At 60.2% G+C, this 14,035-nt stretch carries 10 protein-coding genes; all 10 read left to right on the plus strand.

Annotated elements, in window-relative coordinates; genetic code table 11:
* The first annotated feature begins 280 nt into the window (after positions 1 to 280).
* Complete coding sequence (gene arcD, locus JIO00_RS22530) at positions 281 to 1,708, plus strand: arginine-ornithine antiporter (protein WP_077748699.1); 1,428 nt, start codon at positions 281 to 283, stop codon at positions 1,706 to 1,708.
* Positions 1,709 to 1,743: 35 nt separating this feature from the next.
* Positions 1,744 to 3,000, plus strand: a complete 1,257-nt coding sequence (gene arcA / locus JIO00_RS22535; RefSeq protein WP_010457415.1) for an arginine deiminase — start codon at positions 1,744 to 1,746, stop codon at positions 2,998 to 3,000.
* A gap of 69 nt (positions 3,001 to 3,069) precedes the next feature.
* A complete protein-coding gene (locus JIO00_RS22540) occupies positions 3,070 to 4,080 on the plus strand; it encodes an ornithine carbamoyltransferase (protein WP_200666869.1) in 1,011 nt (336 codons plus the stop codon).
* Positions 4,081 to 4,259: 179 nt separating this feature from the next.
* A complete protein-coding gene (gene arcC / locus JIO00_RS22545; protein ID WP_077748700.1) occupies positions 4,260 to 5,189 on the plus strand; it encodes a carbamate kinase in 930 nt (309 codons plus the stop codon).
* A 12-nt stretch (positions 5,190 to 5,201) separates the two neighbouring features.
* Positions 5,202 to 5,564 (plus strand): DUF5064 family protein, encoded by a 363-nt coding sequence (locus tag JIO00_RS22550; RefSeq protein WP_077748701.1) that lies wholly within the window; start codon positions 5,202 to 5,204, stop codon positions 5,562 to 5,564.
* Positions 5,565 to 5,807: 243 nt separating this feature from the next.
* Positions 5,808 to 7,316: a sigma-54-dependent transcriptional regulator gene (locus JIO00_RS22555; RefSeq protein WP_077748702.1), complete on the plus strand. Its 1,509-nt coding sequence runs from the start codon at positions 5,808 to 5,810 to the stop codon at positions 7,314 to 7,316.
* A gap of 453 nt (positions 7,317 to 7,769) precedes the next feature.
* Positions 7,770 to 8,153, plus strand: coding sequence for a glycine cleavage system protein GcvH (gene gcvH / locus JIO00_RS22560; protein WP_200666870.1), 384 nt, complete (start codon positions 7,770 to 7,772; stop codon positions 8,151 to 8,153).
* 11 nt (positions 8,154 to 8,164) lie between these two features.
* Complete coding sequence (gene gcvP, locus JIO00_RS22565; RefSeq protein WP_200666871.1) at positions 8,165 to 11,017, plus strand: aminomethyl-transferring glycine dehydrogenase; 2,853 nt, start codon at positions 8,165 to 8,167, stop codon at positions 11,015 to 11,017.
* Between the two features lie 103 nt (positions 11,018 to 11,120).
* Complete coding sequence (locus JIO00_RS22570; protein ID WP_010457430.1) at positions 11,121 to 12,497, plus strand: L-serine ammonia-lyase; 1,377 nt, start codon at positions 11,121 to 11,123, stop codon at positions 12,495 to 12,497.
* A 38-nt stretch (positions 12,498 to 12,535) separates the two neighbouring features.
* Complete coding sequence (gene gcvT, locus JIO00_RS22575; protein ID WP_200666873.1) at positions 12,536 to 13,660, plus strand: glycine cleavage system aminomethyltransferase GcvT; 1,125 nt, start codon at positions 12,536 to 12,538, stop codon at positions 13,658 to 13,660.
* The last annotated feature ends 375 nt before the right edge of the window (positions 13,661 to 14,035 follow it).

Below are 14,035 nucleotides of genomic sequence, written 5' to 3' on the forward strand. Positions count from 1 at the left end.
CAATTTTGATAAATCCATTCCACACCGAAAACAGATGACAAAATTGGCAGAAAGCCAAAACCGGACTAAGGTCAAAATTCAAAAGTGCTATGCATCATTCACGCCTGAACTGGCCGAAGCCTCTGGAAAGGGCTTTTCCAGCGATATCCTTATGCCCGTAAAAGTTTCATAAGTCTTTCATTAACAATGGAATGTGTCGATGTACTGATCTATGTCAGATGTCTGAATAGCTAACAGCATTAATCTGCTGTCTCTTTTCTCCTGCATTGGAGGTCATGCAATGTCTGAATCCCCCGGTAAACTGAAACTCGGCGCACTTGTGGCGCTGGTTGTCGGCTCAATGATTGGTGGCGGGATCTTCTCTTTACCGCAAAACATGGCCGCCAGTGCCGATGTCGGTGCCGTGCTGATCGGTTGGGCGATTACCGCGGTCGGCATGCTGACCCTGGCCTTCGTGTTCCAGACCCTCGCCAACCGCAAGCCTGACCTGGACGGCGGTGTCTACGCCTACGCCAAGGCCGGTTTCGGCGACTACATGGGTTTCTCGTCTGCCTGGGGTTACTGGATCAGTGCGTGGCTGGGCAACGTCGGTTATTTCGTGTTGCTGTTCAGCACCCTCGGCTATTTCTTCCCGATCTTCGGCGAAGGCAACACCGTCGCTGCGGTGATCGGCGCGTCGGTGCTGCTCTGGGGCGTGCATTTCCTCGTGTTGCGCGGGATCAAGGAAGCGGCGTTCATCAACCTGGTGACCACCGTCGCCAAGGTCGTGCCACTGGTGCTGTTTGTGCTGATCGCGATTTTCGCCTTCAAACTGGACATCTTCACCGCCGACATCTGGGGCCTGAAAAACCCGGACCTGGGCAGTGTGATGAACCAGGTGCGCAACATGATGCTGGTCACCGTGTGGGTGTTCATCGGCATTGAAGGCGCGAGCATTTTCTCGGCCCGGGCAGAAAAACGCAGCGACGTCGGCAAGGCCACCGTGATCGGTTTTATCACCGTGTTGCTGTTTCTGGTGCTGGTGAACGTGCTGTCGCTGGGCATCATGACCCAACCGGAACTGGCCAAACTGCAGAACCCGTCGATGGCCGCGGTGCTGGAACACGTCGTCGGTCCATGGGGCGCCGTGCTGATCAGCGTCGGCCTGATCATCTCGCTGCTCGGGGCGCTGCTGTCGTGGGTGCTGTTGTGTGCGGAGATCATGTTCGCCGCCGCCAAGGACCACACCATGCCGGCGTTCCTGCGCAAGGAAAACGCCAAACAGGTACCGGTCAACGCCTTGTGGCTGACCAACGCAATGGTGCAGCTGTTCCTGGTCATCACCCTGTTTTCGGCCAGCACTTACCTGTCGCTGATCTACCTTGCCACCTCGATGATTCTGGTGCCGTATCTGTGGTCCGCGGCTTATGCCCTGCTGCTGGCGGTGCGTGGCGAGAGCTATGAAAACGCTGCGGCTGAACGTCGCAAAGACCTGTTCATCGGTGCCGTCGCGTTGATTTACGCGGTCTGGCTGATCTATGCCGGCGGCGTCAAATACCTGCTGCTCTCTGCCCTGCTCTATGCCCCCGGCGCGATCCTGTTCGCCAAGGCCAAGATGGAGCTCAACAAACCGGTTTTCACCAACGTCGAGAAGCTGATTTTCGCCGCTGTTGTCGTCGGCGCCCTGGTGGCGGCCTACGGCCTGTATGACGGCTTCCTGACCCTGTAACACTCGACTCATTTGTCATCTGGAGGATCACTGTAATGACCACCGAAAAAGTTAAGTACGGCGTCCATTCCGAAGCCGGCAAACTGCGCAAAGTCATGGTTTGCTCCCCAGGCCTGGCCCACCAGCGGCTGACTCCGAACAACTGTGACGAACTGCTTTTCGATGATGTGCTGTGGGTGGCCCAGGCCAAGCGTGACCATTTCGACTTCGTCACCAAGATGCGCGAACGCAACGTCGATGTGCTGGAAATGCACAACCTGCTGACCGACATCGTCGCCATCCCCGAAGCCCTCGACTGGATTCTGGAACGCAAGGTCACCGCCAACTCGGTCGGCCTCGGCCTGATCAACGAAGTGGGTTCGTGGCTGCGTAGCCTGGAACCGCGGCATATCGCCGAGTTCCTGATTGGCGGTGTCTCCGCCGATGACCTGCCGGACAGCTTCGGCGGCAAGACCATCCAGATGTTCCGCGACTTCCTCGGCCACTCCAGCTTCATTCTGCCGCCGCTGCCCAACACCCAGTTCACCCGCGACACCACCTGCTGGATCTACGGTGGCGTGACGCTGAACCCGATGTACTGGCCGGCGCGACGTCAGGAAACCCTGCTGACCACCGCCATTTACAAATTCCACCCACAGTTCACCAACGCCGATTTTGAAATCTGGTACGGCGACCCGGACCAGGATCACGGCAGCGCCACCCTGGAAGGCGGCGACGTGATGCCCATCGGCAACGGTGTGGTGTTGATCGGCATGGGCGAACGTTCGTCACGACAGGCCATCGGCCAACTGGCGGTGAACCTGTTCAAGCACAACGCCGTGGAGAAAGTCATCGTCGCCGGCCTGCCGAAGTCCCGCGCAGCGATGCACCTGGACACCGTATTCAGCTTCTGCGACCGCGACCTGGTGACGATTTTCCCGGAAGTGGTAAACCAGATCGTCGCCTTCACCCTGCGCCCTGACGACAGCAAGCCGGGCGGCATCGACATCCGCCGCGAAGAAACCAACTTCCTCGACACCGTCGCCAAGGCCCTCAACCTCAAGGCGCTGCGCGTGGTGGAAACCGGCGGCAACAGCTTCGCTGCCGAACGCGAGCAATGGGACGACGGCAACAACGTGGTGGCCGTGGAGCCCGGCGTGGTGATCGGTTATGACCGCAACACCTACACCAACACCCTGCTGCGCAAGGCCGGTGTAGAAGTCATCACCATCAGCGCTGGCGAACTGGGGCGCGGCCGTGGCGGCGGCCACTGCATGACCTGCCCGATCATTCGCGACCCTATCGACTATTAATTTTTATGCCCTGCTTCGCGCTCATAAAGCGCGAAGCAGGCGGATAACCGAAACCCAAGGAGATCCAAAATGGCTTTCAATATGCGCAACCGCAGCCTGCTCTCGCTGATGCACCACACCACTCGCGAGCTCAACTACCTGCTAGACCTGTCCCGCGACCTCAAGCGCGCCAAATATACCGGCACCGAGCGTCCGCACCTGCAAGGCAAAAACATCGCGCTGATCTTCGAAAAAACCTCGACCCGCACCCGTTGCGCCTTCGAAGTCGCGGCCCATGACCAGGGCGCCCACGTCACCTACATCGACCCGGTGTCGTCGCAGATCGGCCACAAGGAAAGCATGAAAGACACCGCCCGCGTGCTGGGGCGGATGTTCGACGCCATCGAGTACCGGGGCTTCGAACAGGAAATCGTCGAAGAGCTGGCCAAGTTCGCCGGCGTACCGGTGTTCAACGGCCTGACCGCTGAATTCCACCCGACACAAATGATCGCCGACACCCTGACCATGCGTGAGCACAGCGACAAGCCGCTGCACGACATCAGCTACGCCTACCTTGGCGACGCCCGTTACAACATGGGCAACTCGCTGCTGATGATCGGCGCCAAACTCGGCATGGACGTGCGCATCGCCGCGCCGAAAGCGCTCTGGCCACACGCTGATTTCATCGCCCAGTGCAAAGCCTTCGCCGAAGAAAGCGGCGCGCGCATCACCATCACCGAAGACCCGAAAGCAGCGGTCAAGGGCGTGGACTTCATCCACACCGACATCTGGGTGTCGATGGGTGAGCCGGTAGAAGCGTGGGACGAGCGCATCGAGCAACTGCTGCCGTACCAGGTCAACGCCGCGATGATGAAAGCCTCCGGCAACCCGCGGGTGAAATTCATGCACTGCCTGCCGGCGTTCCACAACAGCGAAACCAAGGTCGGCAAGGACATCGCCGCACGCTATCCGCACCTGGCCAACGGCCTGGAGGTGACTGAAGAAGTCTTCGAATCGCCGGCCAACATCGCCTTCGAGCAAGCGGAAAACCGCATGCACACCATCAAGGCGATCCTGGTGTCGGCGTTGGCGGATATCTAACGGCCCACCCGGCTCTCCCGGCTGGAACAAAGCCCCTGCGGGAGCGAGCCTGCTCGCGATAGCGGAGTAACAGTCAACGTCTCTGTTGAGTGTTAAATAGTCATCGCGAGCACGCTCACTCCCACACTGATCGGGTTTCACCAGGGAGACCGAGTCACCCCATTTAGAAGGACTGCATTATGCGTATCGTCGTTGCTCTGGGCGGTAACGCCCTGCTCCGCCGTGGTGAACCCATGACCGCGGACAATCAACGCGCCAACATCCGGATCGCCACTGAACAGATCGCCAAGATTTATGCTGGCAACGAACTGGTGATCGCTCACGGCAATGGCCCGCAAGTCGGGTTGCTGTCGTTGCAGGCCGCCGCTTACACCTCGGTTTCGCCTTATCCGCTGGACGTACTCGGCGCCGAAACCGAAGGCATGATCGGCTACATCATCGAACAGGAACTGGGCAACCTGCTGGACTTCGAAGTGCCCTTCGCCACCTTGCTGACCCAGGTCGAAGTCGACGCCAACGACCCGGCGTTCCAGAACCCCACCAAACCCATCGGCCCGGTCTACGCCAAGGCTGAAGCGGAAAAACTTGCCGCCGAAAAAGGCTGGGCGATTGCCCCGGACGGCGACAAATACCGTCGCGTGGTGGCCAGCCCCAGACCCAAACGCATCTTCGAAATCCGCCCGATCAAATGGCTGCTGGAAAAAGGCAGCATCGTGATCTGCGCGGGCGGTGGCGGCATCCCGACGATGTACGGCGCCAGCGGCAAACTGCAAGGCGTGGAAGCGGTCATCGATAAAGATCTGTGCTCGGCGCTGCTGGCCGAACAGCTGGAAAGCGATCTGCTGGTGATCGCCACCGACGTCAACGCCGCCTGCATCGACTTTGGCAAACCTACCCAGAAAGCCATCGCCCAGGCCCACCCCGACGAAATGGAAAAACTCGGCTTCGCCGCCGGCTCCATGGGACCGAAGGTGCAGGCCGCCTGCGAGTTTGCCCGCCATACTGGAAAAACCGCGGTGATCGGTTCACTCTCGGACATCGAAGCAATCGTCCAGGGCAAGGCCGGCACGCGCATCAGCACGGCGACACCTGGCATTACTTATTTATAAGGAGAAACGTCAATGGCAACGTTCGCCCCCGGTCACTTGCACATCGAGCGCCACGCGCTGACCTCGGATGATGTCAGCTACAACCTGCACTTCGACTATGAGGTCAGCAATAACGACAAAGGGGAAAAAGGCATCCAGTTCACCATGCATGGCAGCATTCAGGGAAAGGATATGAGCGAAACCTTCTTTCTACCCAAGGTTGAGGCCTACAACTTCGCCAACAACATAACGAATATCGCCGAGAAGTACGGTATTCCAAGGACACACAGCCAGATCGGCTCGGTTCACAAAAATTACGACGAGGTATTTGAAGACATTCGGAAGAAGCTGGATATGAAATCCGGCGACCCGGTAGATCTCAAAAACTTTGAGTAGCCTGCGTCCCCTTGTGGGAGCGGGCCTGCTCGCGATGACGGACTTTCATTCGCTATGGATGCCGACTGAAAGACTGCGGCCCCACGACCTGTAGGAGCGAGGCTTGCCCGCGAAGCTTTTAGTGGTCTTGATGGCCTCTACGCGGGCAAGCCTCGCTCCTGCAGGTTGAACACGTGCATTTCACCTGAGACCCGCCCCAAGGCATACTTGCCCCCCTCCGCTTGCCAGATTGAAAACCGCCCCATGCGTATCCACGTCAGCTTCATCGACCGCGTCGGCATTACCCAGGAAGTCCTGGCCCTGCTCGGTGGGCGTAATCTCAATCTGGATGCGGTGGAAATGGTCCCGCCCAACGTGTACATCGACGCTCCGACCCTGAGCCCGGAAGTGCTCGAAGAGCTGCGCGATGCGTTGCTCAGCGTGCGTGGCGTGCAAGCGATGACGGTGGTCGACATCCTTCCGGGGCAACGGCGGCACTTGCAGCTCGATGCGCTGCTCGCCGCCATGACCGACCCGGTGCTGGCCCTGGACAGTGACGGCAAAGTGCTGCTGGCCAACCCGGCGCTGATCGCGTTGTATGGTCGCGAACCGGCCGGTGAAAGCGTCGCCGATCTGTTTGCCGACCCGGCGCTGCTTGGCGTATTGCTCGAAAACGGCTTCCGCCTGCCGCTGCGCGAGATCACCGTCAACGGCCAGACCCTGCTGCTGGACGCCACCCCGATCACCGACGCCGGCGCCCTGCTGACCTTGTATCAACCGAACCGCATCGGCGAACGCCTCTCGGCGCTGCACCACGACCATGCCGAAGGTTTCGACGCGTTGCTCGGCGAGTCCCCGGCGATCCGTACCCTCAAGGCACGCGCCCAGCGCGTGGCAGCACTGGATGCGCCGTTGCTGATCCAGGGCGAAACCGGAACCGGCAAAGAACTGGTGGCGCGGGCCTGCCACGCCATCAGCGCCCGGCACGGTTCGCCGTTCCTGGCGCTGAACTGCGCCGCATTGCCGGAGAACCTCGCCGAAAGCGAACTGTTCGGCTACGCCCCTGGCGCCTTTACCGGTGCGCAACGGGGCGGCAAACCGGGGCTGATGGAACTGGCCAACCAGGGCACGGTGTTTCTCGATGAAATCGGTGAAATGTCGCCGTACCTGCAGGCGAAGTTGCTGAGGTTCCTCAACGACGGCAGCTTCCGGCGAGTCGGGGGTGATCGCGAGGTAAAGGTCAATGTGCGAATCCTCAGCGCAACTCACCGCAACCTGGAAAAAATGGTCAGCGAAGGTTCGTTCCGCGAAGACTTGTTCTATCGCCTCAACGTCCTGAATGTCGAAGTCCCGCCTCTGCGTGAACGCGGTCAGGACATCCTGCTGCTGGCGCGCTATTTCATGCAGCAGGCCTGCGCACAGATCCAGCGCCCGGTCTGTCGTCTAGCGCCCGGGACTTATCCTGCACTGCTGGGTAACCGCTGGCCGGGCAACGTGCGGCAATTGCAGAACGTGATCTTCCGTGCGGCGGCGATTTGCGAAAGCAGCCTGGTGGACATCGGCGACCTCGACATCGCCGGCACCTCGGTGGCGCGCCAGAGTGACAGCGATGTCGATAGCCTGGAGCAGGCGATGGAAGAGTTCGAAAAGACGCTGCTGGAAAAACTCTACGTCAGCTACCCCTCTACCCGGCAACTGGCCAGCCGCCTGCAAACTTCCCACACGGCGATCGCCCATCGACTGCGCAAGTACGGCATTCCCAATAAGCCGTGAGGCCGGGTATACAATCTCCCAACCGGCACAAAACAACTGTAGGAGTGAGCCTGCTCGCGATAGCGGAGTGTCAGTTGCTGCATGTGTTGACTGACACACCGCTATCGCGAGCAGGCTCACTCCTACAGAGGTTTGTGTCTGGCCTGAAGACCTGTTTAAAAACGACCTCCATCTGTACTGAAAGCGCTACAGCGGAACGATATCGCTACACCCTCCCCTGATCACCGCTGTGCAAGGCTTTGATCCACCTAGGCTTTTTTCTTCGCCTCTTGCTGTAGCGATTTCGCTACAGCCATCAATCTGTTGCGCATCGCAATATCAACTAAGCTATTGATTTATAACGATAAAAAAACATTGGCCGCGAAATTGCTTAGTAACCCGCCATAAAGCAGGGCTTTAGCCCAAGCATTCCATCGCGTCCACCAGACAAGTCTGGCCCCCTTAGGAGTTTCCATGAGCGAGTTGCGTTTTACTAAAGATCACGAATGGCTGCGCACCGAAGCTGACGGCAGCGTCACTGTCGGCATCACCGCCTTCGCACAGAACGCCTTGGGCGACGTGGTTTTCGTACAACTGCCTGAGCTGCAGTCCTACGACAAAGGCGCCGAAGCCGCCACCGTGGAATCGGTAAAAGCCGCCAGCGGCGTGTACATGCCTTTGGACGGTGAAGTGGTCGAGACCAACCCGGCCCTCGAGAGCAGCCCTGAACTGGTCAACGAAGATCCGCTGGGCGAAGGCTGGTTCTTCCGCTTTAAGCCAACCGACGCCTCGGCTGTCGCCAAACTGCTGGATCAGGACGCTTACGACCGTCTGATCAAAGCCAACGCCGAAGCCTGAGGAGCGCTGACATGACTCAAGTCAACCTGACGACCGCCAACGAATTCATCGCCCGCCACATCGGCCCGCGTTCCGGCGACGAGCAAGCCATGCTCAACAGCCTCGGTTTTGACTCCCTGGAAGCCCTGAGCGCCAGCGTCATCCCGGAAAGCATCAAAGGCACCAGCGTCCTCGGTCTCGAAGACGGCCTGAGCGAAGCCGATGCCCTGGCCTTGATCAAGTCCATCGCCGGCAAAAACCAGCTGTTCAAGACCTTCATCGGCCAGGGTTACTACGGCACCCACACGCCGTCGCCGATCCTGCGCAACCTGCTGGAAAACCCGGCGTGGTACACCGCGTACACCCCGTACCAGCCAGAAATCTCCCAGGGTCGTCTCGAAGCGCTGCTGAACTTCCAGACCCTGATCAGCGACCTGACCGGCCTGCCGATCGCCAACGCATCCTTGCTCGACGAAGCCACCGCCGCCGCCGAAGCGATGACCTTTTGCAAACGCCTGAGCAAGAACAAGGGCAGCCACGCCTTCTTCGCGTCCGTGCATTGCCACCCGCAAACCCTCGACGTGCTGCGCACCCGTGCCGAGCCGCTGGGTATCGACGTGGTCGTTGGTGACGAGCAGGCACTGACTGACGTGACGCCGTTCTTCGGCGCCTTGCTGCAATACCCGGCGAGTAACGGTGACGTCTTCGATTACCGCGAACTGACCGAACGCTTCCACGCCGCCAACGCGCTGGTCGCCGTCGCCGCCGACCTGTTGGCCTTGACCGTGCTGACCCCTCCAGGTGAGTTCGGCGCCGACGTGGCCATCGGCAGCGCGCAACGCTTCGGCGTGCCGCTGGGCTTCGGTGGCCCGCACGCGGCTTACTTCTCGACGAAAGATGCGTTCAAGCGCGACATGCCGGGCCGTCTGGTCGGTGTCTCCGTGGACCGTTTCGGCAAACCGGCCCTGCGCCTGGCGATGCAAACCCGCGAGCAACACATCCGCCGCGAGAAGGCCACGTCGAACATCTGCACCGCGCAGGTTTTGTTGGCCAACATCGCCAGCATGTACGCCGTGTACCACGGCCCGAAAGGCCTGACGCAGATCGCCAACCGCATTCATCACCTGACCGCGATTCTGGCCAAGGGCTTGAGCGCACTGGGGCTGACGGTCGAGCAAGAAAGCTTCTTCGACACGTTGACCATTAAAACCGGCGCCAACACTGGCGCGTTGCACGACAAGGCTCGCGCCCAGCAGATCAACCTGCGCGTCGTGGATGCCGAGCGTCTGGGCCTGTCCCTCGACGAAACCACTTCGCAAGCCGACGTGGAAACCCTGTGGGCCCTGTTCGCCGACGCTAAGGCGCTGCCAGACTTCGCCGCCCTCGCCGCTTCCGTGGTCAGCACCCTCCCGGCCGCGCTGGTTCGCCAATCTCCGATCCTCAGCCACCCGGTGTTCAACCGTTATCACTCGGAAACCGAGCTGATGCGCTACCTGCGCAAGCTGGCCGACAAGGACCTGGCCCTGGATCGCACCATGATCCCGCTGGGTTCGTGCACCATGAAACTCAACGCCGCCAGCGAAATGATCCCGGTCACCTGGGCCGAATTCGGTGCCCTGCACCCGTTCGCCCCGGCCGAGCAAAGCGCCGGTTACCAACAATTGACCGACGAACTGGAAGCGATGCTCTGCGCCGCCACCGGTTACGACGCGATCTCCCTGCAACCGAACGCCGGTTCCCAAGGTGAATACGCCGGCCTGCTGGCAATTCGCGCCTATCACCAGAGCCGTGGCGAAGACCGTCGCGACATCTGCCTGATCCCGTCCTCTGCCCACGGCACCAACCCGGCCACCGCCAACATGGCCGGCATGCGCGTAGTCGTCACCGCGTGCGATGCCCGCGGCAACGTCGACATCGAAGACCTGCGCGCCAAGGCCATCGAGCACCGCGAACATCTCGCGGCATTGATGATCACTTACCCGTCGACCCACGGCGTGTTCGAAGAAGGTATCCGTGAAATCTGCGGCATCATTAATGACCACGGCGGCCAGGTGTACATCGACGGCGCCAACATGAACGCGATGGTCGGCCTCTGCGCCCCGGGCAAGTTCGGCGGCGACGTGTCCCACCTGAACCTGCACAAAACCTTCTGCATTCCCCACGGTGGTGGCGGCCCGGGCGTTGGCCCGATTGGCGTGAAATCGCACCTGACCCCGTTCCTGCCGGGTCACGGCACCATGGAGCGTAAAGAAGGCGCGGTCTGCGCGGCACCGTTCGGCAGCGCGAGCATTCTGCCAATCACCTGGATGTACATTCGGATGATGGGCGGCGCCGGCCTCAAGCGCGCTTCGCAGCTCGCGATCCTCAATGCCAACTACATTTCCCGTCGCCTCGAAGAGCACTACCCAGTGCTGTACACCGGCAGCAACGGTCTGGTGGCGCACGAATGCATCCTCGATTTGCGTCCGCTGAAAGACAGCAGCGGCATCAGCGTCGATGACGTCGCCAAGCGCCTGATCGACTTCGGTTTCCACGCTCCGACCATGTCCTTCCCGGTCGCCGGCACGCTGATGATCGAGCCGACAGAAAGCGAATCCAAGGAAGAACTGGACCGCTTGTGCGACGCCATGATCCGCATCCGCGAAGAAATCCGCGCGGTGGAAAACGGTACGCTGGACAAGGACGACAACCCGCTGAAAAACGCCCCGCACACCGCCGCGGAAATCGTTGGCGAGTGGACGCATCCGTACAGCCGTGAGCAAGCGGTATACCCGGTTGCGTCGCTGATCGAAGGCAAGTACTGGCCACCGGTCGGTCGCGTCGACAACGTGTTTGGCGATCGCAACCTGGTTTGCGCTTGCCCGTCAATCGAGCTTTATGCCTAAAGCAGCTGCAAGCTCTAAGCTTCAAGCTACAAGTTAAAAGCCTGCGGGCTCTTACTTGCAGCTTGTAGCTTGCTGCTGACAACTGCGACCCCGGAGCCAAACCATGTCGTTAAGCGTGTTCGACCTGTTCAAGATTGGCATCGGCCCTTCCAGCTCCCACACCGTCGGTCCGATGCGCGCTGCTGCGCGTTTTGCCGAAGGCTTGCGCCGTGAAGGGCTGCTGACTGCAACCGCCTGCGTCAAAGTCGAGCTCTACGGCTCGCTCGGCGCCACCGGTAAAGGCCACGGCAGCGACAAGGCCGTGTTGCTCGGCCTGGAAGGCGAACACCCGGACACCGTGAACACCGAAACCGTCGCCGCCCGTCTGCAAGATATTCGCGGCAATGGTCGCTTGAACCTGCTCGGCGAACACAGCATTGCGTTCAACGAGAAAGAACACCTGGCGATGATCCGCAAACCGTTGCCCTATCACCCCAACGGCATGATTTTTCGTGCGTTCGACGCGGCGGGCCTACAGGTCCGCAGCCGCGAGTACTACTCGGTCGGCGGCGGATTCGTGGTCGATGAAGACGCCGCCGGCGCCGACCGCATTGTCGAAGACGCCACGCCGCTGACCTTCCCGTTCAAAAGCGCCAAGGACCTGCTCAGTCATTGCGCCACGTACGGCTTGTCCATCAGCCAGTTGATGCTGACCAACGAAAGTGCCTGGCGCCCGGAAGCGGAAACCCGTGCCGGCCTCCTGAACATCTGGCAAGTCATGCAGGATTGCGTCGCTGCCGGTTGCCGCAATGAAGGAATTCTGCCCGGTGGCTTGAAGGTCAAACGTCGGGCCGCTGCGCTGCATCGGCAACTGTGCAAGAACCCGGAATCGGCGCTACGTGATCCGCTGTCGGTGCTGGACTGGGTCAACCTCTACGCTTTAGCGGTCAACGAAGAAAACGCCAACGGCGGGCGCGTCGTCACCGCGCCCACCAACGGAGCAGCGGGCATCGTCCCGGCGGTGCTGCATTACTACATGCGCTTCATTCCCGGCGCCAACGAAGACGGCGTCGTGCGCTTTCTGCTGACCGCCGCCGCCATCGGCATTCTCTATAAAGAAAACGCCTCGATCTCTGGCGCCGAAGTCGGTTGTCAGGGTGAAGTCGGCGTCGCCTGTTCCATGGCGGCCGGCGCGCTGTGCGAAGTGCTTGGCGGCACGGTGCAGCAAGTGGAAAACGCGGCGGAAATCGGCATGGAACACAACTTGGGCCTGACCTGCGACCCGATTGGCGGGCTGGTGCAAGTGCCTTGCATCGAGCGCAACGCCATGGGTTCGGTGAAAGCCATCAATGCCGTGCGCATGGCCCTGCGCGGCGACGGCCAGCACTTCGTCTCCCTCGACAAGGTCATCCGCACCATGCGCCAGACCGGCGCCGACATGAAAAGCAAATACAAGGAAACCGCCCGTGGCGGTTTGGCGGTCAACATTATCGAGTGCTGATGCCCACGCGCATCCGCACACTTTTTCAGGAGCTGAATATGTCCACCGAACAATTGCTGAAAACCCCGCTGCACGCACTGCACATCGAACTCGGCGCGCGCATGGTGCCGTTCGCCGGCTACGACATGCCGGTGCAATACCCGTTGGGCGTGATGAAAGAACACCAGCACACCCGTGATCAGGCCGGGCTGTTCGATGTCTCGCACATGGGCCAGATCCGCCTGACCGGCGCCAATGCCGCCAAGGCCCTGGAAACCCTGGTGCCGGTGGACATCATCGACCTGCCGGTGGGCATGCAGCGCTACGCGATGTTCACCAATGAAACCGGCGGAATCCTCGACGACCTGATGGTCGCCAACCTGGGTAACGACGAACTGTTCCTGGTGGTCAACGCCGCCTGCAAGGATCAGGACCTTGCGCATCTGCAAAAGCACATTGGTGACCAGTGCACAATCGAACCGCTGTTCGAAGAACGCGCGCTGCTGGCCCTGCAAGGCCCGGCTGCCGTGACCGTGCTCGCTCGTCTGGCGCCTGAAGTCGCGAAGATGACTTTCATGCAGTTCACCCGAGTGAAACTGCTGGGTGTCGAATGCTTTGTCAGCCGTTCGGGCTACACCGGTGAAGACGGCTTCGAAATCTCCGTACCGGCCGCCAACGCTGAAGCCTTGGCGCGCGCGCTGCTGGCTGAGCCTGAAGTGGCGGCCATCGGCCTCGGCGCTCGCGACTCCCTGCGCCTGGAAGCCGGCCTGTGCCTCTACGGCCACGACATGAACACCGAGACCACTCCGATCGAGGCCAGCCTGCTGTGGGCCATCTCCAAGCCACGTCGCGCCGATGGCGCACGGGCCGGCGGCTTCCCTGGCGCAGAGACTGTGTTCGCGCAACAACAAGCCGGCGTCAACCGCAAGCGTGTGGGCCTGTTGCCTCAGGAACGTACACCGGTGCGTGAAGGCGCGGAAATCGTCAACGAAGCAGGCGACATCATCGGCGCTGTGTGCAGCGGTGGTTTCGGCCCGACTCTGGGCGGACCTTTAGCCATGGGCTACCTCGACAGCGCTTATATCGCTATTGATACACCCGTATGGGCGATTGTTCGTGGGAAAAGGGTGCCTTTGCTTGTAAGCAAAATGCCATTTGTTCCACAACGCTACTATCGCGGCTGATTGACTGTTTCTATAAGTAACGCGGTTGCGTTAACAGTGCACTAATGTGTAACGCAACCGCCATAAAACAGTGCATGTCTTTGGCTCTAAGCTTCGTTTATGAACGTTGCTTATAACGTTCGAAAACAATTGAACAACCCGATCGAATAAGCCCGCACTAGTGGACACGCTACTGCCATCAACCTGAGCAAAACCGGGCCTCTCACAGGGCTTGTTTTTTCTCACGTAGTTGGCGTAGAGTTTGTTCACTGTGTTTGCATGGGTCGCTTGGAATCGTGACCTGGGCAGTAGCCTACAAGTTAGCTACATCCCGTTCGACGTCTTCTTACTCTCCTGCAACCAGCCCCAGTACTCTTTCATGAGAAGGAGGCTGTC

The organism is Pseudomonas sp. SW-3 (genome assembly GCF_016615645.1).
Taxonomy (GTDB): Bacteria; Pseudomonadota; Gammaproteobacteria; order Pseudomonadales; family Pseudomonadaceae; genus Aquipseudomonas; species Aquipseudomonas mandelii.

Bases quoted from the DNA above. Each gene is read 5' to 3' on its own strand.
- arcD (WP_077748699.1), top strand. From the start codon at position 281: ATGTCTGAATCCCCCGGTAAACTGAAACTCGGCGCACTTGTGGCGCTG.
- gcvH (WP_200666870.1), top strand. From the start codon at position 7,770: ATGAGCGAGTTGCGTTTTACTAAAGATCACGAATGGCTGCGCACCGAA.
- JIO00_RS22555 (WP_077748702.1), top strand. From the start codon at position 5,808: ATGCGTATCCACGTCAGCTTCATCGACCGCGTCGGCATTACCCAGGAA.
- JIO00_RS22570 (WP_010457430.1), top strand. From the start codon at position 11,121: ATGTCGTTAAGCGTGTTCGACCTGTTCAAGATTGGCATCGGCCCTTCC.
- JIO00_RS22540 (WP_200666869.1), top strand. From the start codon at position 3,070: ATGGCTTTCAATATGCGCAACCGCAGCCTGCTCTCGCTGATGCACCAC.
- gcvP (WP_200666871.1), top strand. From the start codon at position 8,165: ATGACTCAAGTCAACCTGACGACCGCCAACGAATTCATCGCCCGCCAC.
- JIO00_RS22550 (WP_077748701.1), top strand. From the start codon at position 5,202: ATGGCAACGTTCGCCCCCGGTCACTTGCACATCGAGCGCCACGCGCTG.
- arcC (WP_077748700.1), top strand. From the start codon at position 4,260: ATGCGTATCGTCGTTGCTCTGGGCGGTAACGCCCTGCTCCGCCGTGGT.
- gcvT (WP_200666873.1), top strand. From the start codon at position 12,536: ATGTCCACCGAACAATTGCTGAAAACCCCGCTGCACGCACTGCACATC.
- arcA (WP_010457415.1), top strand. From the start codon at position 1,744: ATGACCACCGAAAAAGTTAAGTACGGCGTCCATTCCGAAGCCGGCAAA.